Genomic DNA, 22,601 nt, shown 5'->3' on the forward strand with positions numbered 1-22,601 from the left:
GGAGCGCCAAGCTTGGGTTAGTATTTCCGTTCCAGCGGATTGTACCCGAAGAACTCGGGGCCGCTAAGTGTCTGCAAGAGCTGCTGGCACAAGGGCTGCAGGTCCTGGCGGGTCTTGCCCATGGCCCTGAGTACATAGACGCCTTCCTTTGCCTCTGAGACAGACAGCACGTAATCTTTCTCCGTCATATTGAAATCCAGTCCCGTGCTGCCCGGCATCTTCAGTTCCTGCAAGGTTTGGGCGAGTTGGGCGAACCGGTGATTCCCGGGTGAGCCCACCAGATAGGCCGAGAACATGGTCTGGTACGTCTCAAAATTGGCGGGTGAAGTGGCGATGTGTTCCTCCGGAGTAAAGGCGAATCGGTCCAGCAACACCAATTTCTCTCCCACGGTTACCTTCAGTTCTGAGGAAAACGCCTCAAAAACGAACCGCTCACCCTGGTCCATCCGGCCGGAGTGAAACCAATCCACTGCCAGAAGCACCGCCGAGGGGTGAAGGTGCCAGTGCTGCGTTTGCCTGTAGCGGCTTTTCTCCTGCGGTACCACCGGGTCTGGGAACGAGACCGCGAGGCCGTTTTCGCCTACGTGCGCCTTGAAATGCTGCTCGGCATCGGCTTGGTTTGTGCTTTTGAAAATCTTGGTGTTGGCCTGGGTGCTCAGGAAAAGCCTTGATTGCGCGCCGCAAGTGATCCGCAGGTTGATTTGGTCGCCGGAGACCATGCCGCCGCCGTAGCTGGACAGCACCACATGGCAGCTGTCATACCCAGAGCCGGGGTTCAGGATTTTGAGCGGTTGCAGGTTTTTGCTGGAAACAAGTCTTGATTTGCCGTTGACCAAGGCTACCTCCACCTCGCTCCAAGCATCTGTATTCTCCATTGGGTTTGTTTTCCCTTGTAAAATAGAGAAGAATCAGCAGAAAGGCACCATCACGCCGGTTTATCACAGGGTTTTGTCTTTATCCGTTTTAGGGCTGTTTTCGTGAAGTAGGCCCTAAACAGAATGGCTTCAGTAAAATCAACTGGTTTGATTGGGCAGGGGGCTGGGTGGCCGTTAAATAGAATATCTTCTATACAGAAAATGCAGTATAAGGCTATGAGATAGAACGGCCGCGGGTGTGCCCGCCGCCAGTTAGAACTTCTAAGATAGATTTATGCTTCATATAAAGGAACTTACCCTTAACATACCAGAAACCACTAAACCCAGGGTGGTCATCATTGGCGGCGGATTTGGGGGAGTGAATCTTGTCAGGAAACTGCCTAGTAAAGATTTTCAGGTGGTGTTGTTTGACCGGCAGAACTACCACGGGTTTTGGCCCTTGCTGTACCAGGTAGCCACGGCAGGTTTGGAACCTGATTCTATTGCCGAGCCGCTCCGGAAAATGTTTGACGAGGATTACGAGGACTTCCATTTCCGGCAGGTGAAAGTGACAGGGGTAAACCCGGCTACCAAAACCGTCACTACCCTGGTGGGTGATCTGCCTTACGATTTTCTGGTTATCGCCACGGGTACCAAATCCAATTACTTCGGGAACGAGCAGATCAAGAAATTCTCTTTCCCGCTGAAACAAATCCCCGACGCCCTGAACCTAAGAAGCCAGATGTTGCAGGCTTTTGAGCAGGCCAACATGATCAAAGACCCTGAGGTGCGGCAAAGCCTTTTGAACTTCGTGATTGTGGGCGGCGGCCCTACCGGGGTGGAGTTGGCCGGGGCCCTGGCCGAGATGCGGAAACACATCCTGCCTGGCGATTATCCGGGTCTTGATTTCAGCCAGATGAATATTCTCTTGGTAGAGGGACTGGACCGCGTTTTACCGCCCATGTCGCCTAAATCAAGCCAAACCACGCGGGAGTACCTGGAGAAAGCCGGCATCATTGTGAAGCTGAACACCCTGGTGGAGTCTTATGACGGCCAAACCGTGGTTTTTAAAGGCGGAGAGACCATCAAAACCCAGACTTTGATTTGGGCAGCAGGAGTTTCCGGAGCTCAGATCCAAGGGCTTCCGCCGGAGGCCAGTGAACGTGGCCGTTACCTGGTGAATCCCTTCAACCAGGTAATCGGTTTCCCAGATATTTTTGCGATTGGAGACGTGGCCGCCATGAAGACTGAGAAATGGCCTAAAGGACATCCAGGGGTGGCGCAGCCCGCCATCCAACAAGGGCAACACTTGGCTAAGAACCTGGGCCGTATGATCAGAAAAGAGTCTTTGGTACCCTTTGAGTATTTTGACAAAGGCTCGCTGGCCATCATCGGGCGCAACCGGGCCGTGGCCGATCTGCCCAAAGACATGCACCTGAAAGGTTTCCTAGCTTGGGCGGCCTGGCTCTTCGTGCACATCTATTACCTCATTGGGTTCCGGAACAAACTGGTGGTGTTGGCCAACTGGGTGTACAAGTTCTTTACCTTTGAGAACGGCAACCGCCTAATCATTCGCCCTTTTATCCGGAAGGAGGATGTGGCAGGGCAGGAGTTTGTCCGAAGGCAAGCCGATTTAGATTAAGTCCGTTCCTCGGATTTCTTATTGAGCGTGTTTCAAGCGCTATCAAAGAGGCCTGCTTCCTGCAGGCCTCTTTTTTTATCTCATTTTAGCAAAATGGACCAGATCTACTTCTCCTTGTTCTTAGACTTCTTTACCATGGAGCAGAGAAGCAGGGAGCATAGTCTTTAGTTACTAATGTATATCAATCAAAAACGTACTATTTCTGTTGATGAACCCTTTAAAATTTAATTAAATATAGGTAAAAGTATGAAAGTGCCTTTTCCTGCCTCTCTGGTGCCTTTTTGTTAAACCTGATCAGTATAAACTCTATCTTTTCATCTGACTAATTAGGTTACTTCTATCCGTATTAATGTCATTTATCTAATTATATAATTACTTACTATTAGGTATTATCCATTAATTTATAAAAATTAGTAAATAATATTTTGGTTGCTATAAATTTTGCACTATATTAGATGAAGAAAATCATATAAGAGTAGCAAGAGTAGTAAAAAAGCACTTACATAAAAAGTGGAAGGCCGCTAACTGAAAACTTGGATATAGATTTTTTAGACTGCTTTGTTTATATTTTTTGTTAAATTATTTAAACTTGAGAGAACGATTTGGTTTTTTCTTCTGTTCGGCAAGAGAATAAGCATAAATCAGTTGGCTCTTCTTCCTCAACAAAACGTTTGTTGGGTGCTCACAAGATCATATTTAATCTCTAAGTAATATAATTGTTAAATCAGAAACCATTTAGTTATGAAAGCAAAAGCTACCTTCTTGAGTTATATCTCTGCTGAAAAGAGAATGAGAAAAGAGCAAATCAAGTCTAAAAGCGCTAACAACAGCAAAGCCCAAGGCGAGCAAGTGCCTCAACTTGAGAAAAGAGTGACTATGTCTGCCGGTAACTGATTGGTGCCTCAAATAGAAGTGAAGTAATCTATCCTTGCAACACCCGCTCCAACACTAAGAACCATCTTTATAGCATAAAATCTATACAAAAAAAGTCAGGGTTACCTTACCAAAAGCATGCTAAACCAGGTATGCCTGAACAGTTACACCCTTATCAGTTAATTAATTCTACTATTGAATTCAAAAGAAAAGCCCCGCTGAATGAACAGCGGGGCTTTTGAATGTGGTATTAGTTCAACGCAGATTACCCAATGGCAACACGCTTGAATTCAGTAACGGTCATGCCTTTGGAAGTGTTATCCAACAATTTGGCAATGGTCAAAGATGGATCTTTCACAAACTCCTGGTTCAGCAAAGTGCTTTCTTTGTAGAATTTGTTCAGTTTACCTTGGGCAATTTTCTCCAGCATTTCTTCTGGTTTGCCTTCGGCACGAGCCTGCTCTTTTCCGATCTCAATTTCGCGCTGGATGGTATTTGCATCAACACCGTCTTTGTCTACTGCAATTGGTTTCATGGCAGCAATCTGCATAGCCACGTCTTTTCCAACCTCAGTTACTTCGTTTCCGCCGGTGTTGGTTAAGCCTACCAATACACCCAGTTTACCGTTAGAGTGGTTGTAAGCAACTACTCTCTCGGCGGTTACAGTCTCATAAGAAACCACGTCAATTTTCTCACCAATTTTACCCATCAGGTCAGTGATGTGGTCTTGCAGGGAGCGGCCATCGGCCTGAGGCGTAGCCAAAAGATCTTCTTTGGTGCCAGAAGTGTTAGAAACGGCAGCAGCCAACACCGTTTGGGCCAACGTTCTGAAATCTTCTACTTTAGATACTGGCTCAGTCTCGCAGGCAAGCGCGATCACTGTTCCAACGGTACCGTCAGCGTTCACTTGCGTCAATACCGCTCCTTCAGAAGTTGCGTTATCGGCACGCTTGCTGGCAATTTTCTGACCTTGCTTGCGAAGGATATCTTTGGCTGTTTCAAAATCGCCGTTGGCTTCTGTCAACGCTTTTTTGCAGTCCATCATACCAGCGCCAGTTTCCTGACGAAGTCTGTTTACATCTTGTGCTGTAATAGCCATTGTTCTTTTGTTAAGAAATACGGTTAATAAGTTTCAGTAGGAGAGGGAGTTACCAGTAAGGTGGGTTCCCGTTTGGTTAAAAAGAAACTGAACATCAGTGGCCAGGCTTCCTAATGTTCAGTTTCTTTTACAATTCTATAAAGAGAGCAGAGGCTTATTCAGCGTCAATTTTCTCCTGGATGCCTTCGTCTTCTGAACGTTTTCTGTCAGAATCTTCTTTGTCTACTTTACGCTCAGACAGACCTTCTTCAATGGCGCGGCCAATCAAAGAAGTGATGAGGGAGATAGACTTAGAAGCATCATCATTTGCCGGGATTGGGAAATCCACTGTCTCTGGGTTAGAGTTAGTATCCACAATCGCGAATACGGGCAAGTTCAGTTTCTGTGCTTCTTTGATGGCGATGCCTTCACGCTTCACATCTACTACGAACAGAGCAGCTGGGAGACGTGACAGGTCAGCGATACCACCCAACACACGGTCAAGTTTCTCACGCTCACGAGACAACATCAAACGCTCACGTTTCGCCATAGCGGCATAAGCAGTGTTCTCTTTCACCATTTTGTCAATAGTTGACATTTTCTTCAAAGACTTACGAACAGTCTGGAAGTTAGTCAACATACCACCCAACCAACGGTCGGTCACATAGGGCATCTTCAGGCGTTTTGCCTCTTCAGCCACAATGTCCTGTGCTTGTTTTTTGGTGGCGACAAACAAAATCTTACGGCCAGACTTCGCGATCTGCTTAATAGCATTGGTCGCGTCGTCCAGAGAAGCAAGCGTTTTGTTCAGGTCAATGATGTGGATGCCGTTTTTCTCCATGAAAATGTACGGAGCCATTTTAGGATCCCATTTTCTGGTAAGGTGACCAAAGTGTACACCGGCGTCCAGTAATTCTTTATATGTGGTATTAGCCATGATATTGATACAGCTGATGATATATTAACGTTTAGAGAACTGGAAGGAGCGACGGGCTTTGCGGCGACCGAATTTCTTACGCTCCACCATACGTGGGTCACGTGTTAAGAATCCTTCTTTTTTCAGGGCTGGACGGGTCTCAGCGTTTTCTTCCACCAAAGCTTTGGTGATAGCCAAACGAAGGGCTTCTGCCTGACCGGCCACGCCACCGCCTTTGATATTCGCCTTAATGTCGTATTTGCCAACCGCGTCAATCAGCGACAATGGCTGCTGCACGATGGTTTGCAATACTTCACTAGGGAAGTATTCCTTAATATCTCTATCGTTAATAGTGATATTCCCTTGCCCTGACGTCATGTAGATGCGCGCCACCGAGGTTTTTCTTCTACCAGATGTATTGAGAACTTCCATTAAATATGTCTAGATTATTTTGTAAGTTTTACTTGAACAGGCTGTTGTGCCTCATGCGGATGCTCAGTACCAGCGTACACAAACAGGTTACGGAATTGCTCACGGCCCAAACGGGTTCTTGGCAACATACCTCTAACCGCACGCTCTACCAACAGAGTAGAAGACTTAGCTTTCAACTCACGCGGAGTGAAAGTCTTCTGACCACCTGGGTACCCAGTGTGGGTAACGAAGGTTTTCTTGTCCCACTTCTTACCGGTCATGCGAACTTTGTCCGCGTTGATCACGATCACGTTATCGCCGCAGTCAGCGTTAGGCGTGAAAGAAGGTTTGGTTTTACCGCGAAGGATCATCGCGATTTGAGAGGCCACACGGCCAAGGGTTGAGTCTCCGGCGTCTATCACTACCCAGCCTTTGTTTGCGGCCGCCTTATTAACTGATAGCGTCTTATAACTTAAATGGTCCATTGTAAATGGTTAACAGGTGAAAAAATTGAATGCTTTTTCTTGAAAATGGACACAAAGATACAAGCTTTCTTTTTGGCGTGCAACCCCGCTTCCATTTATTCCCCTGAAAATCAATAGAATTAACAAGTTCCGGGCTACTTTCCCGTTCTTCCTGAAGCCTTTAGCACAAAGAAGCCTTGGTGTTTAGGAGCTGTTTTACAGAAAACAACTCCTAAACACCAAGGCTAAAGCCCCTCAATTGCGCCTCTAACTTCCGCGCCATAGAAGAGAGTTTTAGCCACAGCGGAAAGAAGAGCAGAGCGAATTGAACACTAAGATCCATTTTAAGCCTCATTTCTAAAAAACAGGCCTAAAATAGATGCTGCCATGTAGCGGCGTTACACGTAACGCCGTGGTGCTATGCAACAGCGATATCTCCACTGTAGCAACTTACGGCTTCTTCTAATGGAAGACAGTATCTCTGCGTGGTACCACGGCGTTACAGGGTAACGCCGCTACGGTTAACCGTTCTTGCGGAGCAGTTTCAGAAGGACGTCAAAATCCTTGGGGTATTCTGAGGTAACGGTGATGGTTTCCCCGTTCAGCAGCGTAAAGCCCAGTTGGTAAGAATGGAGCGCAAATCGTTTGATGACCGGTTGTTCCTCTGTGTCTTTGGCCAGGTTGAATTTGCGTTTGAGGCTGGAAAGGAACAGCGGCTCACCTCCGTAAAGTTCATCCTGCACGATGGAGGCTTTCAAAAAGGCCAGGTGAAGCCTGATCTGGTGCATGCGGCCCGTAATGGGTTTGCATTCTACCAGCGTGTGCCGCCCGAATTTCTCTAGGGTAGTGAAGTAGGTCTGGGCCGGTTTGCCTTTGAACGCCAGCTTGGCCACGCCTTTCAGGCCGGGCTGGATGGCGCGGTCTACCAGCAGGTTGTCAAACTCGTGACTGCCCCAAGCTACGGCGTGGTATACCTTGTTCACCTGGCGGTTCTCAAACTGCATGGATAGGTGGCGGTAAGCCTCGGGGTTCTTGGCGATAGCCAGGCAACCGGAGGTTTCCTTGTCCAGGCGGTGGCAGGCCTGGGCGTCTTCGTGGTACTGGCGAGCCAGGGTAAGTAAGTTAGTCGCGTTGAAAGAACGGTCTTCCAGCGTAGCCAGAAACGGAGGTTTGTTGACTACAATGAAATCGTCGTTCTCAAAAACAATAAGGTCGCGGAAAGCGGGTAACTTCATAGAAACAGGTGTGTGACGGCAGACGGCTGGCCGTTTTTGCACTGCTTTTACGAAAACAAGCCCAAAACGGTGGCGACAGTCTCTGCCCGGCACAAAGGTACCACTTATTTTCTTCCCGGCAGATTCCCTGTTTTGGACCTGTTCTATCAAAAACGGGCTTAAAACAGGCGGTTATTCTTTGACATGGGTGAGTTTGAACCGAAGGGTAGTGCCCTGGCCCACTTCGCTGTACACCGAGATGGCGGATTTGTGCGCCTCCACAATGTGCTTGGAGATGGCCAGCCCCAGTCCCGATCCACCGCCCGAGACATCCCGGGTGCGGCTTTTGTCTATGCGATAGAAGCGCTCAAAAATACGGTTTTGGTGCTCCTTGGGAATACCCGGTCCGTCGTCCTGCACGGTTACCAGCGTCTTTTTCTTCCCGTCCTGGAACGAGAGCCAGATGTTGCCGTCTTCCGAGCCGTACTTGATGGCGTTGTCTATGAGGTTCACGAGCACTTGCTTGATGCGGCCGCGGTCGCCAATCACCCGGTAAACCTCGTCAGGGGCGTTGAGCAGATGAATGCTGATGTTTTTGGCGTGCGCCTTGCCTTCCAGCTGCTCCACAACCTCGTGGCCCAACTCATTTAGGTCAAACCGGGATTTCTTCATCTGCATCACGCCTTTCTCCAGTTGGGAGATGGTGATGAGGTCCTGCACCAGCGTGTCCAGGCCGTCCAGGCTTTTGGCGGCTTTCATCAGGAACTTGTCACGGACGCGCTCATCGTCCATGGCGCCGTCCAGGAGCGTATGGATGAAGCCTTGCGCCGCGAAGATGGGGGTTTTGAGCTCGTGGGAGACATCGGCAAGGAACTCGCGGCGCATGGCCTGCAAGCGCTTGAGCTCCTCAATCTCCTTCTGGTTGCGCTCGGCCAGGAGATAGATCTCGTCTTTGATGCGCTGCAGGGGATCTGGCCGGAAAAGGAACTTGGTGCTCATCTGCTTGAACTCCTTCCGCTTGAATTTCTCCAGCCCGGCGTAGATGTTGTTGATCTCCCTGAAGATCAACGCCTCATAGGAGAAATACACCAGCAGAAAACAGGAAGAGAACGTGAGCGCCAGGGCCAGCACCCGCTGTTTGAACTCCAGGTACGGCGAAATGCCCAGGTAAATGGCAATAATAAGCGCCACCAGCACCGAGATGAGGATGGCAATTCTCTGCGAACTCAGCTTTATTCCTCTGGGAGGAGGAGGTGCAGCCGGGGTAGGAGGGACAGGTTTAGTCGGTGTTGAATTTGTAGCCAACGCCTTTAATGGTCTTTATTTGGTCTTCGCCTATTTTCTCCCGCACCTTTCTAATGTGCACATCCACGGTACGGGCAATCACAAACACATCACTTCCCCACACATTGTTCAGGAGCTCATCGCGGGAGAACACCTTGTTGGGCGTGGTGGCCAGGAAAGAAAGCAGCTCAAACTCCTTTTTAGGCAGGGTGATCTTCTGCTCGCCTTTGTGCACGATGAAGCTGGTGCGGTCAATGCGCAACCCACCGATCTCTATGACCTGGGTCTGCTCTGAATCCTGGCCCGTATCGCGGCGCTTATAAGCAGCCAATCGGCTGATGAGCGCGCGGGGCTTGATGGGTTTCACGATGAAGTCATCGGCGCCGGCGTCAAAGGCGGCCACCTCAGAGAACTCCTCTGAGCGGGCGGTCAGGAAAAGGATATGGGTGTCTTTGAACTTAGGCTTCTCGCGCAGTTGGCGGCAAGCCGTGATGCCGTCCATTACGGGCATCATCACATCCAGCAGGATAATATCTGGGAGGAACTTCTTGGCCACGTCCAGGGCTACCTGGCCGTTCTGGGCGTGTGCCACTTCGTAGCCTTCCTTCTCCAGGTTATACTGTAATAGCTCCACGATGTCTGGGTCATCGTCTACTACCAGAATCTTGTATTTGGCCGGCGTTTGCATAGAATGCGTTTTACTTGAAAGAGCAATACACTACTGGCCATCTCCTTGAAAGCCAGGTTGAAACTGCGCGGTGAGAAAAGCGGGTCTCTGAATTTCAGGATAAAGATAAGGAATAGTTGTGGGCCGCCGCTTCATTTACCCGCCAGGAACTATTTAGTAACAATTTTTTAATATTCAGCCATTTTTCTGGCATAGTAGGGAAAATTGAGTTTTAAACTTGGTTTTTGCAAAACAGCCTTAAAGCAGAAAGACGCTGTAAGGATGAACCTAACAGCGTCTTTCTGCCCCTTGTAAAGAACGTGGACGTTTCAGCCACTGATCTGGTCAACCTTCCCGGTTATGAAGCTGTAGGAGATTTTTGTTGTCCCTATTTGGTTGACTCGGTTCTCAAAATCATAAGAGATTTTTTCAGAACCAATCCTATTAATGCGTCCATCCAGGTCATAGCTGATGGTTGTGTTTCCCACTTTCTTTAATCGGCCATCCATATCAAAGTCTATGTCTCCGTCAGCATCAATGGCAAAGTTGGTTACTTTGCCTGTTGGAGAGATCAAGATTTGAAACTCAGTTTTCTTGATCTTGAAACTCAGGTTACCCTGCTCTGTAAGGTAAGCGGTTTTGGAATTCTGCGCGTTTGCTCCCAAAGAGAATAGGAGAAGAAACCCTATCAAAACAGATGCAGCCCTAAGTCTTGCTCCCATGATGTTGTTACTTTATGAATAATAAAATGTCGGCTTGTTTACTTCACTACCGCAAGTCTGCTCTGGAGGCCATTGTATTTGTACAGGTCCACTTTCACGGAGCCCACGAACATTTCGGCCTGGAACATCACCGGGATTTTGTTTTCGTCATCAGAGAAATACACCGTGATGGCGTCTTCACCGCTGAAGAGTCTGTTTTTGGGCATTCTTGGCACCAGGCGGTGTGCCCTGATCTTGCCGGCTTTGGTTTCCACCACGGTCTTGCCACGGTAGGTAACGGTCATGTCAAATACTTCGTCGCCCAGGAAGCCCTGCATTCTGATGGTCTGGCCCGGACGGTAGGTGTTCAGGTCCAGGGTACGCAGGTAGTAGAACCCACTGATCATGTCCTGGGCGTTGTCTGGCACTTTGTAGACCTGGTTTTTCTTCTCGTCGCGGCTGTCATTCACCACCACGGTGTTCTTGAAGTGGTCAAAGTCGGTGGTTTCCTTGCGGCGGTACTTACCTTCTTCAATGTTGCGGTGGAAACGGAGCGGCAGCATGGACGAGGTGTCAATAAAAGAGGTCCAGGTGTCGCGTACGCGGTGGAAGAAGTCAAAAGACCCGCTGGTTCTACCCACCACCGAGGTCTGGTAACACGGGCGGTTATTGATGCGCTGCAAGTTGGGTGACACGTGGATGGTAGCCTCACCGGCGTTGATCAGGCCGTAGTGCACTTTGTATTGGAGGACCTCGCCGGGGGCAAAGGAGTCATTCTTCACGGTGCGCAGCGTGTCCTCTAAGGCAAAGCCACTCAATACTAATCCTAACAGCGGTACAATAAATAATAGATGATGTTTTACACGCATAAGCCAATCTTTCCTATATGCCTGGGCTATTCAAATGTCGTACCAATTCCTGCCAGATCAGGAGCGTATACAAAGTTATAGGTTTTCAGGTGGAACTCAACTTAAACAGAAACGGCACCTAAAAAGGTGCCGTTTTGTGAAAAAAACGAAAGATTACTCTTTGTCTTCAAGGGCAGCGGCCACTTTCTCTGGCTCGCCTTTTACTATGGCCCTAATCTTATTTTCAATCTCCTGCATGAGCTCTTCGTTGTCTAACAGGAACTGCTTCACGGCGTCGCGGCCCTGGCCTAAACGGTCACCGTTGTAAGAGAACCAGGAACCTGATTTCTGTACCACGCTCAGTTCCACACCCAGATCAAGGATCTCACCTACTTTGGAGATACCCTCGCCGTACATGATGTCAAACTCCACTACTTTGAACGGAGGCGCCACCTTGTTTTTCACCACTTTCACTTTGGTGCGGTTACCGGTGATGCTGTCCGGACCTTCTTTGATTTGGCCAATACGACGGATATCCAGACGCACGGAAGCGTAGAACTTAAGGGCGTTACCACCGGTAGTGGTCTCTGGGTTACCAAACATCACCCCAATCTTCTCACGAAGCTGGTTAATGAAGATACAGCAGCAACCGGTTTTGTTGATGGTACCGGTAAGCTTTCTCAAGGCCTGAGACATCAAACGCGCCTGCAGACCCATTTTGCTCTCGCCCATGTCGCCTTCCAGTTCGCCTTTAGGCACCAGCGCGGCCACAGAGTCAATCACAATAATATCAATAGCACCGGAACGGATCAGATGGTCGGCGATCTCCAGGGCCTGCTCACCATTGTCTGGCTGCGAGATCAAGAGGTTCTCCGTATCAATGCCTAGTTTCTCAGCGTATGCTTTGTCGAAAGCGTGCTCGGCGTCAATGAACGCGGCAAGGCCACCTTTCTTCTGTGCCTCTGCAATGCAGTGCATGGTAAGCGTGGTTTTACCGGAAGATTCTGGTCCGTAGATCTCCACCACACGGCCACGCGGAAGACCTCCAATACCCAAGGCAATGTCTAAGCCCAGGGAGCCGGTAGAAATGGCCGGGATGTCCTCCACCTGCGTATCGTTCAGCTTCATGACCGTACCTTTACCGTAGGTCTTGTCCAGCTTGTCGATGGTGAGTTGGAGCGCTTTCAATTTCTCGCTTTGTACACTCATGTCTGTGTTTTCTTTGCTTAATTATTTGTTGAATTTACAACTTCCTGAGCCAATCTGCAAACGCTAGCCGCGGCGTTTGTGGTGCTTGCCAGACTCTTTCCGGAGGCGTAAAAATGAAACACCCAAAGTACCGGAATTGTCCCCTGATTTACTACTTTTTTTAGTTAATTTTTCTGGTCTATTGCTATTTTAAATAGCAAAACTACAACCCTCAAGTAACCATTCAGTTATAGCGTGGCAGGGCGCTCAGGGTTTCCATCCTTGCTTCTTGTCAACAGAAACAGGGGCAAATAAGTTACAGGGTGGGTAAGTATTTTAACGGATTGGGCCCGGGAAACGTAAGCCTTTTGGATCTCCGTTTTAGGCCCGCTTTCCGGGATATCGGCGGAAAACCAGGGCGGGCGGGTTTGCTCGCTTGGTTCCTGCGTTTCTTTTCTAGCCGTCTTTACCTACCTTTCGGGGAGAGGGGTACGGCAGAGCCGATGATGGGGATTTCTCCTTTTCTTTTTACCATTTCCCGTGGCAAAACGGGGCGTTCACAATTTGCTATGTCTAAAAAGTGGCTTCTGCCAGCCTTGGTGGCGTTTTTCACAGGTCAGGTGGCCTTTGCGCAGTTAAACAACAAAGTTTTCGAGACTAAACAGCCAGTTAAACCAGAGCAGGCCGGTGAGCTGCAGTTGGGCATCAACGCTTTCGGGTACCAGAAGAACAATGAGTACTTCAATGACATCGCCGAAGGCTACACGCTGTTTGGCTATCACCTGAACCCGCGGCTCATCTACTTCGCCTCGCCGCACGTGCGCATTGACGCCGGGGTGCAGGTGCAGAAAGACTTCGGCTCACGCCGATATTCACTGATGCAGCCCACCTTCACCATCCGCTACGAGAAAGACGACATGGCGCTGCTTTTCGGGACGCTCCAGGGCCACCTGAACCACGGCTACATTGAGCCGCTCTATGATTTTGAGCGCGTGATCACGAACCGGCTGGAGAACGGCCTCCAGTACCTCCTGGACAAGCCCAACCTAAAGCTGGATGTCTGGATTGATTGGCAACGGTACCTCCGGCGCCTGGATCCGTTCCAGGAAGAAGTGGCCGGCGGGATCTCCTCTGAGTTTACGCTCTACCGCACGCCGGTTGCCCTCGGTTCTCCGGAAAACGACCCTAAAACGGAAACCTACATCGGCTTGCCGCTGCAGTTCACAGCCCAGCACCGGGGCGGGCAGATAGACGTAACCGATTTGCCGTTGGTGACCTTGACCAATGTCGCGGCGGGGCTGGTGATCAGGAAAAACTATGATAAGAAATTTCTGAAGGCCCTGCATTTTCAGCCGTACGTGGTGGGCTGGAAAGATTTCTCCAATGAGAAGAACCTGGCGTTCAAGCAAGGCGGCGGGCTGTATCTCAACGCCGGCATTGACACCAAGTACCAGAACGTGATGCTGAGCTACTGGCGCGGCAACGGGTATTACTCAGAGTTGGGCGGCAAGCTGTACCCATCCGTTTCCTCCAACTTCAAAACCCCGGATTACACAGATGAGAACCGGCAGATTCTGATTGTGCGGTTCATGCATGACGTGGAGCTTATGGAAGGCCTGAGCCTTACCCTACGGCTTGAGCCTTTTCTTGACTTGAATAATCCCCAGCTGGAGTTCTCCAACAGCTTGTACCTCAATTTCAACTCAGATTTCTTTCTGGCCCGCCTGAAGAAAAGGTAACCTTTGTTTTAGGCCCGATTTCAGGAAAAGAGGCTTAAAACCGTTTCCAGAGCAGGTGCGCGTTGGCATCGTCTTTCTTGAGGCGGTACACGTGGATGGGCTGGGGCGTACCAATGCCGTTTTCTGGTGCCACGGGCGTGTAGGTCTTAAGGTGCGTGAAACCGCTGCGCTCGGCCACGCGCTGGCTTTTGTCATTGGTCACGGCGCAGCGTAGGTTGATGCACTCCATGCGCAGGTCCTGGAACGCGTACCGGGCCAGGCCCTTGAGTGCCTCGGTGGCGTAGCCTTTTCCTTCGGCCTGGTCTCCCAGGTAGTAGCCCACCTCAGAATAGGGTTTGCCGCGGGCCAGCCGCCGCAGGGTGATATCGCCCACGTAGTCATCAGACTCTTTCCGCCAGATCCCGAAACTGTACAGGTCCCCAGCCTTGTGTTGCGAGATGAACACCTTTATCCGGTGCTGGGCATCTGGCAGGGTGAGCACCGCCGAGGTGCGGTCTGGGAAATCGGGGAGGAGGCGGGCTCGGTTCTGGTGCAACAGCTCATAGAAGGCCGGCGCGTGCTCCACCGTATATGGAAGCAACCAAAGCCTTTCGGTGGAAATCTCTACTTTATAGGGTGGGGGGGTAACAGTTGGCTGCATAGGCGGGAAAGATAATCTTTTTGGGTGTACGGCCCCGCTAACCCGTAGATGCCAAAAAACCAACAATTTGTATCCATGGGCCGTTAAGGAAGTTGCTGTCTTATTGTCTTCTGCTCCAGTTTCTCCCCTGGTAAAGGTTTGGTCATGGAAGTAGGCAGGGGAGAAGGACGCCGCTTGTTTTGCCACCAGGCGCCTGTTTGGTTTCCAGTCAGAGACAAGGCCGTAACCCGACAGGGTAACCATAGCACCACCCTGTTTTCTGTGCTTTGCCTCTGGGGAACGGTGCAGGCGATAAGGTAGCTTGTTTTTTACCTGTTATTCAGAAAACCATGCCGGAAAAGAGCCCCGTTCAGTCTTTGCAGGAGTATGGCCGAGGCGTCATTGGCGGCTTGCTGTTCAGTCTGCCCATGCTCTATACCATGGAGATCTGGTGGGCTAGCTTTACGGTGTCGCCGTGGCTCTTGCTGCTCTACATTCTGGTGACCTCGGTCTCGCTCCTGGGGTATAACACCTATGCCGGTTTGCGGTCCAGTGCCTCCTGGAAAGAGATTGCTGTGGATTCTATTGAGGAGATGGGGCTGGGCTTGGTACTGGGTTTCCTCTTCCTCTGGCTCTTGGGCTTGATCCAACCCACGGATATGTCTCTGGAGCGTATGGTGTACATGACGGTGGTGGAGGCCATGCCTATTGCCATTGGCGTTTCCATTGGTACGGCCCAATTGGGTTCCTCGGGGAAGGAGGAAGACGAGTCTGAAGAAAAGAAGCCCCAGGAAAGTATCCTGGCCAAGCAGGACGCAGGACCGGCTTCTACCTTGGAGCAGATTATGCTAGCCACCTGCGCCAGCCTGATCTTTGGCGCAAGCATCGCGCCTACAGATGAGGTCATGAAAATCTCCGCCGATGTCAATCCGCTGCAGTTGCTGTTGGTCTTTCTGGTGTCTCTTGCCTTGAGCAGCGCCATCCTTTTCTACGTGGGATTCAGAGGATCTTATGAGACCCCGGCCAATGAGGCCCCTACCTTTTTGGAGGTGGTGTATGGGTTGAGCATCACCTATGCCACGGCGTTCTGCACCTCGGCCGGCGCGCTGTGGTTTTTCGGGCGCTTTGAAGGGTTGGGTTTGCAGGTCTGCGTGGAGGCTACGGTGGTGTTGGGCCTGGTATCGGCATTAGGAGCTTCGGCGGGACGGTTTTTGTTTGACCAGGAGTATAAATAAAGGAAAGCTGTATGAATAAAAATCCGCTGGAGTGGTTCGTGTTTGGGATGAGTGTCTTGCTCATCCTTGCCCTACTGGGCTACCTGTCAGTGAAAGCATTTCACTATGAGCACACGCCACCGGATCTTAAAATCAAACTGCTTCCGGAGAAAGACCGGCCGGGTCAGAACATCCACAAGGTGGAACTGGTGAACATGGGAGAGCAGACCGCCGAGAACGTGATTGTGGAAGTTTCCCTTATGCAACAGGGCCAGGAAGTAGACAAAGCCGAGTTGCGGTTCCCGTTGGCACCAAAGGAAAGTGTGCAGGAAGCCTGGATCACCTTCAAGAAACCCAAACAGCCAGACCAGAAGATGTCGGTGCATATCTTGGGCTATAACAAACCATAAAAAGGCTGGGCCATGCAAGCATATCTTGCATGGCCCAGCCTTTTATAATGGTCCTTAAAGGAGGAAAGGAATCTCTGTCCTTAAGGCTTGCGCCAGTTATTGGTTCAGGAAGGGATAGTTGTACTGCAAGGGGCTGCCCAGTTGCTGCAGGCGGGCAATCACTTCCATGGAGTGGGCAATCTCGTTAAAATACTCCAGGCGGCGGATCAACTGCTCTTTCAGCAGCACAGTGCCCTCGGGGGTGCGCAGGTACGCGCGTTTGTCCTCCAGAATTCTGTGCATTACCTCAGACACGCGCTTTCCTTCCTGCATGTACACCGCGTGGAACTCCACCAGGGCATCGAAACCGTCTTTGGTAACCCGGCAGGGGAAGCCCGCATGGGTGAGTACATCACACAGCAGGTTTAGCTCCAAGGGCATGGTGATGTTGTATGGCGTGGTGCGTACATCCAGACCTCTGTTGATGTAGGAGAAGATGGTTTCCAGGTTATTCTCAAAGCGTTCGTAAAGAGCTGCTGCTTCCATGCAAGTTGGGGTTAAAAGAATCGGGGGCAAAAGTACACAATGCGTTACTCTTTTGCACCACCTGCGGTTGCCTGCAGGTAAAGGCGTATTTTTAATTTTGGGTTGTTTTTAAAGAATCGGTCTGAAAACAGCTTAGGGCCATTTCTGACCTTTGTACTCTTTTTGAAGTTCTACCCACTGGATGCAGCTGTAAAGCCTTTTAGTACCTGCAGCCGGCATCATGCTGTTTAGGCCTTATTTTCTGAAAAGCAGGCTTAAAACGGATTACAGAAGTCCTTTGATGATCTGCTCTACGGTGATGCCCTCTGCCTCGGCTTTGAAGTTACGCACCAACCGGTGACGCAGAATGGGAGTGGCCACGGCCTGCACATCTTCAATGTCTGGAGAATATTTCCCCCGAATGAGGGCGTTGCATTTGGCCCCCATGATCAGGTGCTGGGAGGCTCTCGGGCCGGCGCCCCATTCCAGGTACTGGTTTGTCTGCGAGCCGGCCATTGGGGTGTTGGGACGGGTGGCGTGCACCAGCTTCACGGCGTATTCCACTACGTTGTCAGTGACAGGTACGCGGCGCACTAGTTGCTGGAAAGCGGTGATCTCATCGGCGTGCAGCACCACGTTGGGCTTGTGTTTGCGGTCACCGGTGGTGTTCTTCACAATCTGCAACTCGGCCTCGTAGCTGGGGTACTCCAGCGCCACGTGAAACATGAAACGGTCTAGCTGTGCCTCGGGCAGGGGATAGGTTCCTTCCTGCTCAATGGGGTTCTGGGTAGCCAGCACGAAGAACGGGCGCGGCAGGTTGTAGTGGTGGCCCGCCACGGTTACGGAGTATTCTTGCATGGCCTCCAAGAGCGCGGCCTGGGTTTTGGGTGGCGTCCGGTTGATCTCATCGGCCAGCACGATATTGGCAAACACCGGGCCTTTCACAAACTGGAAATGACGGTTCTGGTCCAGCGTTTCGGAGCCTAAAATGTCAGAAGGCATCAAATCTGGCGTGAACTGCACCCGGTTAAAGGATAGGTCCAGCGAGTTGGAGATGGTCTGGATCAGGAGCGTTTTGGCCAAACCCGGCACCCCCACCAACAAACAATGCCCCTGACAAAAAACAGCAGTCAGCACCAGTTTTACTACTTCCTCCTGGCCAATAATGGTTTGGGAGATCTCAGCGGTCAGACGCTGGTAGGCATGGTGAAGCGCATCTGCGGCTTCTTTGTCAGAGGCAAAGGGAGGCATAGAGGGGGAGTTTATTCGTCTAAACTACAGGTTTTGAAATCTGGGGCGATGTCTACAAAAACGGTGTCTTTGTTTTTCTCAAACCACTCGCTGATGGCTTTGTTGCGTTTGTCGGCCAGGGCCGCAGCGGCAATCTTCTGGTAATCGTCTTTCATGTTGGCCTGGTGCGGCACAGCCTTGGATTTCAGGTACAGGATGCGCATGGCTTCTTTGCCGTCTTCGGTGCGGTACGGAAGGGGGCCGCTCACAGAGCCTACCTGCATGGTATCAATCACGAAGAAGATAGACGGGTCTACCTTGTCCACCGGAATGTAAGTAGTGGGGCTGTTAGGCAGCGTGATCATACCACCGTTTCCTTTGGTAGCCATGTCATCTGAAAGCTCCTTCGCCGCTTTAGCGAAAGTGATGCTGTCAGACATGATCCGGGTCCGGATGCTGTCCAGAAGGTGGGCGGTTTGCTGCATGTCCACCTGGGCCGTAGCCGGCTTGATGAGGATGTGGCGGGTATTGAACTCCTCGCCGCGGCGCTCTATCAATTGGATGATGTGGTAACCGAACATAGACTCAATCACCGGGGAAGTCTCACCGGGCTGCAGTTTAAGGGCGGCTGCCTCGTATTCTGGTACCAGTTCACGCTTCTTGAAGAAACCCAGCTCACCACCGGCGGCTCCGGAACCCGGATCCTGGGAGAACTGGCGGGCCAGCGCGGCAAAGTCTTCACCGGCCAAAATGCGTTTCCTGATGCCTTCCAACTGCTCGCGGGCAGCCTGTTTCTGGGAAGTCCCGATCTGCGCGATCTTTACAATCTGACCAACCTCTACCTCCGTGGAGAAGTAAGGCAAGCTGTCTTTGGGGATGCGGTTGAAATACTGCTGCACCTCTTTGGGCGTCACCTTCATTTTGCCGGCAATCTCGCGCTCCATTTTCTGAACGGTCATCTGCTCTTTGAGGCTGCGGCGCAAATCACTGCGGATCTCGCTCATGGGCTTGTTGTAATACGCCTCAAGTTTCTCCTGGCTGCCAATCTGGGCAATAAACTGGTTCAGACGGCCTTCTAACTCACCATTGATGGAATTTTCCTCTACAATGACAGAGTCCACCTCGGCGCGGGCCAGTAACAGTTTGTTCTGAACAAGCGAACGCAGGATCTCGCAGCGCAGGTTAGGGGATTTATAGCCCTGGCCTACCGCATTGGCGTGCTGGAACTCCAGCTCTGACCGTAACACGATATGCCCTCCTACTTTGGCAACAATGTTATCTACCAAGGTAGCTTGCTGGGCTTCTGCGCGTTGCGTCAAAGTGCCTAGCGTGATAAGTAGAAGGAGGCTTTTAAGGAAAGAAGAAAAATGAATTCTGATTTTCATGGGATTCTATATAGCGGTCTCTAGCTATAGAACCGCTTCTCTTGCAAATTAGTATAGTGGTAAACAAACAAAGCTAGGCAAACGCCTTCACTTAAAGAAACTTCCGGAGGGCTTAGTGCTTAATAAGCTTCTGCACCTCTGGTTGGTTGATACTTACCGGGTACTTTTGGCGTAGTTCTTTGATCCATTCCTGCTCCAGGTAGTTCTGGTAATCTGAGATGACCACCCCGCGCGTCTCGCTCAGTTTCTTAGGCGAAGGCGGGTCTACCTGGTCAATCTTGATCCAGATAACACGGCCATCCTGGGTGAGGTTGTAGGTACCCGGCTTCCAGGTAACCGCATCCAGCACCTTGTTCTCCCCGCGCTGGAACTTGCGCGAAGTAACCTGAAGAGCCAGCGGGCTGTTTTGGTTCAACTGTTCGGCCATCGCCTGCAGGTCTGAGGTGAACACCCTCAAAGCCACCCGGCGGGTTCCGGCTAACTGGGCCGTGGCAGGCACAATCTTGATGTTCTCTCCTTTAAAACCTTTCTGCTGCAGGTAGTTCTTCACGGCGTTGGCCCGGCGGGTTCCCAGGGAGGAGTTCCGCTGGTTCGCGCTTTCGCGGGCGTCAATGTAGCCGGTAACCTCCAGGCTAAGGGCTGAGTCAGCCGCCATGGTGGACGCCAGCTGGTCCAGTTGGGCGGTGGCCGCATTGGAAAGCTTGGTGTTGTTGGTGGTAAAGAGCACATCCACCTGCTTGTGTCTGGAAGAAGGGAAACTGCCGGCGGCCAGCAAGGCTTTCGCCTGGTTCATCACGGCAGCGTTCGCGGCGCTGAGGATGGTGGCCTGGGCCCGCTCTCCCCACATGTAGTTGCCTTTGTTTGCCTCAAAAAACGCTTTCAGGCCCACGGTGTCTTCCACAGCTTTGGCCCATACTTTCTCCTCCATGAGCTGGAACAGCAAGATGCCGTCATGGTACTCGTTCACCAGCATTTTGTAATCCTGGTGTTTTTCCTCCAGGTGCTCGCGCTCGTAGTCCAGCAGGCTGGTCTCCACAAACTTGTCATACAGCAGGTTCATGGCGTGAGAAGGAGACACATTCTGGCGCGCGCGCTGGTTCGCCTCAATGTAGGTGGCAAAGTTGCCTACATTGAAAGGTTTACCGGCAATGGTGAACAGCGTAGCCGTAGGCAGGTTCTTGGGCTCAGCTGGTACGCTGAATTTCCATTTGCCCGTAAGCAGGGTTGAATCTGCCAGTTTCAGGGTAGCCGTTTTAATGGCTTGGTTTTCCTGGAACTTGTTTTCGGTTTTGATGCGGCGCAGGAATGCGGCTTTGTTCAGCTCAGAGCGGGAGTCTTTGGCAATACGGTTCCGCAACGAGGTCTCCATCTCTTCATACGAAGGCAGTTCTTTGCGCTCCAAAAGTTTAATGATGTGCCAGCCGTACACTGTCTGCACGGGCGGCGTGATGGCGCCCGGCTGCGCCAGGGCAAAGGCGGCTTCCTCAAAAGAAGGGATCATGCGGCCCGTGCCAAACCAAGGCAATTCCCCGCCGTTATCCGCCGAGGCGGCATCTTCTGAGAACTGCGAGGTGAGTTTGTTCCAGTCTTCTTTGCGCAGGACCCGGCTGTAGATCTCATCAATCTTCTTCTTGGCGGCCAGGGAATCGGCTTTGGGCAGGCCTTGCTGGGCCCGCACCATGATGTGCGCCACTTTGATCTCGCCCTGCGCCGGACGTACCTCGTTCACTTTGATGATATGGTAGCCAAAACGGGTTCTCACCGGTTGGGAAATCTGTCCTTTGGGCGTGTTGAAGGCGGCGTTCTCAAACGGGTACACCATCTGCAGGGCCGTGAAATAACCTAAGTTGCCGCCGTTCTCGCGGGCAGAGGGGTCTTCTGAGAAACGCTGGGCCAGTTGCTCAAACGGAGTGCCGTTTACAGCCTGGTTTCGCAAATCCGTAATCTTTTGGTAAGCGGCCAGGGTATCTTTGGGATCGGCCTCCATGTCTACGGAAACCAGGAGGTGGGTGGCGTTCACTTCTTTCTTCAGGCGCTCGTAGGCCTCGCGCACCAACTGGTCGGTCACGCTTTTCTCCGTGAGGAAAGGTTGCGCCAACTGCTCTTTGTAGCCGCCCAGCTCGGTTTTAAACGCCTGGGTAGTGTCCAAACCGCGGCTTTTGGCCTCCGCCACTTTCAGTTTGAAATTGGTGTACAGGTTCAGGTACTCATTTACGCTGGCGCTGGAGAAGGCACTGTCTGCGGTGCTGTTGTTTTTCTCATACACATAGGCAAACTCAGAGACCGGTACTTTCTCTGGGCCAATGGTAAGCAAAACGGGTTCAGCGGCCTTTTTAGGGGAGGTACACTGGAAAAGGAGCAGGGCACTCAGGCCCACATACAAAGAATTAACTCGCATAGGTGTCAGCAAAATGCAGGATGTGTGGGCAATAGACTTCCCTTACATTATGCAATTTTACTCATTTTTTTGGAGAGAACAGGCTACTATTGAAAAACATAGTGCCATGGGAGCAAGCAGGAAGAAAACCGCCTCCGTTTTTGGCATATTTTGCTTAAAACAAGCCAAAAACGGTTTTTATTGTGCGGCTGAGGAAAAATATAGCCGCGCCTACGCCAGGAGTTTGTGCATGCGGCAGATATTGGTTGATCCCTTCACGCTATATTCTACTTTGTCCATGATCCGGTTCACCAGGGCCACGCCCACGCCCCCCTTTTTGCCCGCCTTGATGTTGTCATGGATGTTAGGCGCTTTGTAGTTGGCCTGCACAAAAGGGGTGCCGTTGTCTTCCAGCTCAAAAATGATCTCCCGGTTATCATACCTGATGGTGAGGCAGAGGTTTTTCTGGCTGTCTTCCTTGTTGGAGTGGATGATCAGATTGGCGCAGATCTCATCTACGGCCAGGATGATCTGGTTTAACGTGATCTCAGACAAATGGACAGGAGAGAGGGTATCCGTCACAAAGGTGCGGATAGTTTTAAGGTTCTTCCTGTCACAACTGACCCGGATCTTGTTAGTCATTGGCAATGGTCACGGCTTCTTCATAGGAAGAGACGATGGTCATGAGCAGGTCCAGCCCCAAGATCTCGAACACGTTGCGTACTTTCTCCTGCATGTTGAAGAAAATAAGCTTGATCTGGGCATCCTCAAAACGCTGCAAATGCGAGATGAACACGCCTAAACCGGCCGAGGAGATGTAGTTGAGGTTTTTGCAGTCCACCAGGATCTTGCCAAACATCATGATGCTGGGGTTGGAGAGCTCTTCGTCCAATAACACGGAGGAGCTGGCGTCTAACTCACCATCTAAACTGATGGTGATGGTGTTGTCTGTGATTGTATGTTTTATTTTCATCGTGCTTCTT

Annotated in this window: 23 protein-coding genes; 5 read left to right on the top strand and 18 right to left on the bottom strand. The window is 51.0% G+C overall.

What is annotated here, in order from left to right; genetic code table 11:
• Nucleotides 1–17: 17 nt before the first annotated feature.
• Entirely contained in the window at nt 18–875 is an 858-nt protein-coding gene (locus FOA19_RS18095; protein WP_149092255.1) for an urease accessory protein UreD, read from the bottom strand.
• 274 nt (nt 876–1,149) lie between these two features.
• Here FOA19_RS18095 and FOA19_RS18100 point away from each other — a divergent pair, with 274 nt between their 5' ends.
• A complete protein-coding gene (locus FOA19_RS18100; protein ID WP_149092256.1) occupies nt 1,150–2,496 on the top strand; it encodes an NAD(P)/FAD-dependent oxidoreductase in 1,347 nt (448 codons plus the stop codon).
• Between the two features lie 741 nt (nt 2,497–3,237).
• Complete coding sequence (locus FOA19_RS23425; RefSeq protein WP_190300457.1) at nt 3,238–3,390, top strand: hypothetical protein; 153 nt, start codon at nt 3,238–3,240, stop codon at nt 3,388–3,390.
• 244 nt (nt 3,391–3,634) lie between these two features.
• On the opposite strand, the gene tsf is transcribed toward FOA19_RS23425, so the two are convergent.
• The 10 genes from tsf to recA all read right to left on the bottom strand — a co-directional run bounded on the left by tsf (nt 3,635) and on the right by recA (nt 12,161).
• Nucleotides 3,635–4,468: a translation elongation factor Ts gene (tsf, locus tag FOA19_RS18105; protein WP_149092257.1), complete on the bottom strand. Its 834-nt coding sequence runs from the start codon at nt 4,466–4,468 to the stop codon at nt 3,635–3,637.
• A 154-nt stretch (nt 4,469–4,622) separates the two neighbouring features.
• Nucleotides 4,623–5,384, bottom strand: a complete 762-nt coding sequence (rpsB, locus tag FOA19_RS18110) for a 30S ribosomal protein S2 (RefSeq protein ID WP_149092258.1) — start codon at nt 5,382–5,384, stop codon at nt 4,623–4,625.
• A gap of 24 nt (nt 5,385–5,408) precedes the next feature.
• On the bottom strand, nt 5,409–5,795 hold the full coding sequence (gene rpsI, locus FOA19_RS18115) for a 30S ribosomal protein S9 (protein ID WP_123127659.1): 387 nt from the start codon (nt 5,793–5,795) through the stop codon (nt 5,409–5,411).
• 14 nt (nt 5,796–5,809) lie between these two features.
• Nucleotides 5,810–6,259, bottom strand: a complete 450-nt coding sequence (gene rplM, locus FOA19_RS18120; RefSeq protein WP_149092259.1) for a 50S ribosomal protein L13 — start codon at nt 6,257–6,259, stop codon at nt 5,810–5,812.
• A gap of 500 nt (nt 6,260–6,759) precedes the next feature.
• Nucleotides 6,760–7,473: an RluA family pseudouridine synthase gene (locus FOA19_RS18125; protein WP_149092260.1), complete on the bottom strand. Its 714-nt coding sequence runs from the start codon at nt 7,471–7,473 to the stop codon at nt 6,760–6,762.
• A 171-nt stretch (nt 7,474–7,644) separates the two neighbouring features.
• Nucleotides 7,645–8,757 (bottom strand): sensor histidine kinase, encoded by a 1,113-nt coding sequence (locus FOA19_RS18130; protein ID WP_317132050.1) that lies wholly within the window; start codon nt 8,755–8,757, stop codon nt 7,645–7,647.
• Nucleotides 8,732–9,424 (bottom strand): response regulator transcription factor, encoded by a 693-nt coding sequence (locus FOA19_RS18135; RefSeq protein WP_149092261.1) that lies wholly within the window; start codon nt 9,422–9,424, stop codon nt 8,732–8,734. The genes FOA19_RS18130 and FOA19_RS18135 overlap by 26 nt, the downstream gene beginning before the upstream one ends.
• A 308-nt stretch (nt 9,425–9,732) precedes the next feature.
• On the bottom strand, nt 9,733–10,125 hold the full coding sequence (locus FOA19_RS18140) for a hypothetical protein (protein ID WP_149092262.1): 393 nt from the start codon (nt 10,123–10,125) through the stop codon (nt 9,733–9,735).
• Between the two features lie 38 nt (nt 10,126–10,163).
• The gene (locus tag FOA19_RS18145) at nt 10,164–10,973 is read right to left on the bottom strand and encodes a DUF3108 domain-containing protein (protein WP_149092263.1); all 810 of its coding nucleotides are present in this window, start codon (nt 10,971–10,973) and stop codon (nt 10,164–10,166) included.
• A gap of 153 nt (nt 10,974–11,126) precedes the next feature.
• Nucleotides 11,127–12,161 carry a recombinase RecA gene (gene recA, locus FOA19_RS18150; protein WP_149092264.1) on the bottom strand — a complete coding sequence of 345 codons (1,035 nt, stop codon included), beginning with the start codon at nt 12,159–12,161 and terminating at the stop codon, nt 11,127–11,129.
• Nucleotides 12,162–12,709: 548 nt separating this feature from the next.
• On the opposite strand from recA, the gene FOA19_RS18155 reads away from it, so the two are divergent.
• Nucleotides 12,710–13,879 carry a hypothetical protein gene (locus FOA19_RS18155; protein ID WP_223808972.1) on the top strand — a complete coding sequence of 390 codons (1,170 nt, stop codon included), beginning with the start codon at nt 12,710–12,712 and terminating at the stop codon, nt 13,877–13,879.
• A 34-nt stretch (nt 13,880–13,913) separates the two neighbouring features.
• Here FOA19_RS18155 and FOA19_RS23430 read toward each other — a convergent pair whose 3' ends face one another.
• Nucleotides 13,914–14,459, bottom strand: coding sequence for a GNAT family N-acetyltransferase (locus FOA19_RS23430; RefSeq protein ID WP_190300458.1), 546 nt, complete (start codon nt 14,457–14,459; stop codon nt 13,914–13,916).
• A gap of 389 nt (nt 14,460–14,848) precedes the next feature.
• Between FOA19_RS23430 and FOA19_RS18165 the strand changes: the two genes are divergently transcribed.
• Together FOA19_RS18165 and FOA19_RS18170 are read left to right on the top strand one after the other, a co-directional pair.
• A complete protein-coding gene (locus FOA19_RS18165; RefSeq protein WP_149092266.1) occupies nt 14,849–15,733 on the top strand; it encodes a DUF2391 family protein in 885 nt (294 codons plus the stop codon).
• 11 nt (nt 15,734–15,744) lie between these two features.
• Nucleotides 15,745–16,122 (top strand): hypothetical protein, encoded by a 378-nt coding sequence (locus tag FOA19_RS18170; protein ID WP_149092267.1) that lies wholly within the window; start codon nt 15,745–15,747, stop codon nt 16,120–16,122.
• 96 nt (nt 16,123–16,218) lie between these two features.
• On the opposite strand, the gene FOA19_RS18175 is transcribed toward FOA19_RS18170, so the two are convergent.
• From FOA19_RS18175 to FOA19_RS18200, 6 genes are all read right to left on the bottom strand, one after another.
• Nucleotides 16,219–16,647 carry a hypothetical protein gene (locus tag FOA19_RS18175; protein ID WP_149092268.1) on the bottom strand — a complete coding sequence of 143 codons (429 nt, stop codon included), beginning with the start codon at nt 16,645–16,647 and terminating at the stop codon, nt 16,219–16,221.
• A 264-nt stretch (nt 16,648–16,911) separates the two neighbouring features.
• A complete protein-coding gene (locus FOA19_RS18180; protein ID WP_149092269.1) occupies nt 16,912–17,877 on the bottom strand; it encodes an AAA family ATPase in 966 nt (321 codons plus the stop codon).
• An 11-nt stretch (nt 17,878–17,888) separates the two neighbouring features.
• Nucleotides 17,889–19,241: a peptidylprolyl isomerase gene (locus FOA19_RS18185; RefSeq protein WP_149092270.1), complete on the bottom strand. Its 1,353-nt coding sequence runs from the start codon at nt 19,239–19,241 to the stop codon at nt 17,889–17,891.
• A gap of 112 nt (nt 19,242–19,353) precedes the next feature.
• Nucleotides 19,354–21,639, bottom strand: coding sequence for a peptidylprolyl isomerase (locus FOA19_RS18190; protein ID WP_149092271.1), 2,286 nt, complete (start codon nt 21,637–21,639; stop codon nt 19,354–19,356).
• Between the two features lie 210 nt (nt 21,640–21,849).
• Nucleotides 21,850–22,260: an ATP-binding protein gene (locus FOA19_RS18195; protein WP_149092272.1), complete on the bottom strand. Its 411-nt coding sequence runs from the start codon at nt 22,258–22,260 to the stop codon at nt 21,850–21,852.
• Nucleotides 22,253–22,591: an STAS domain-containing protein gene (locus tag FOA19_RS18200; RefSeq protein WP_062544051.1), complete on the bottom strand. Its 339-nt coding sequence runs from the start codon at nt 22,589–22,591 to the stop codon at nt 22,253–22,255. The genes FOA19_RS18195 and FOA19_RS18200 overlap by 8 nt, the downstream gene beginning before the upstream one ends.
• Nucleotides 22,592–22,601 lie beyond the last annotated feature (10 nt).

Origin of the sequence: Rufibacter hautae, from assembly GCF_008271695.1 — a bacterium.
GTDB classification, from domain to species: domain Bacteria; phylum Bacteroidota; class Bacteroidia; order Cytophagales; family Hymenobacteraceae; genus Nibribacter; species Nibribacter hautae.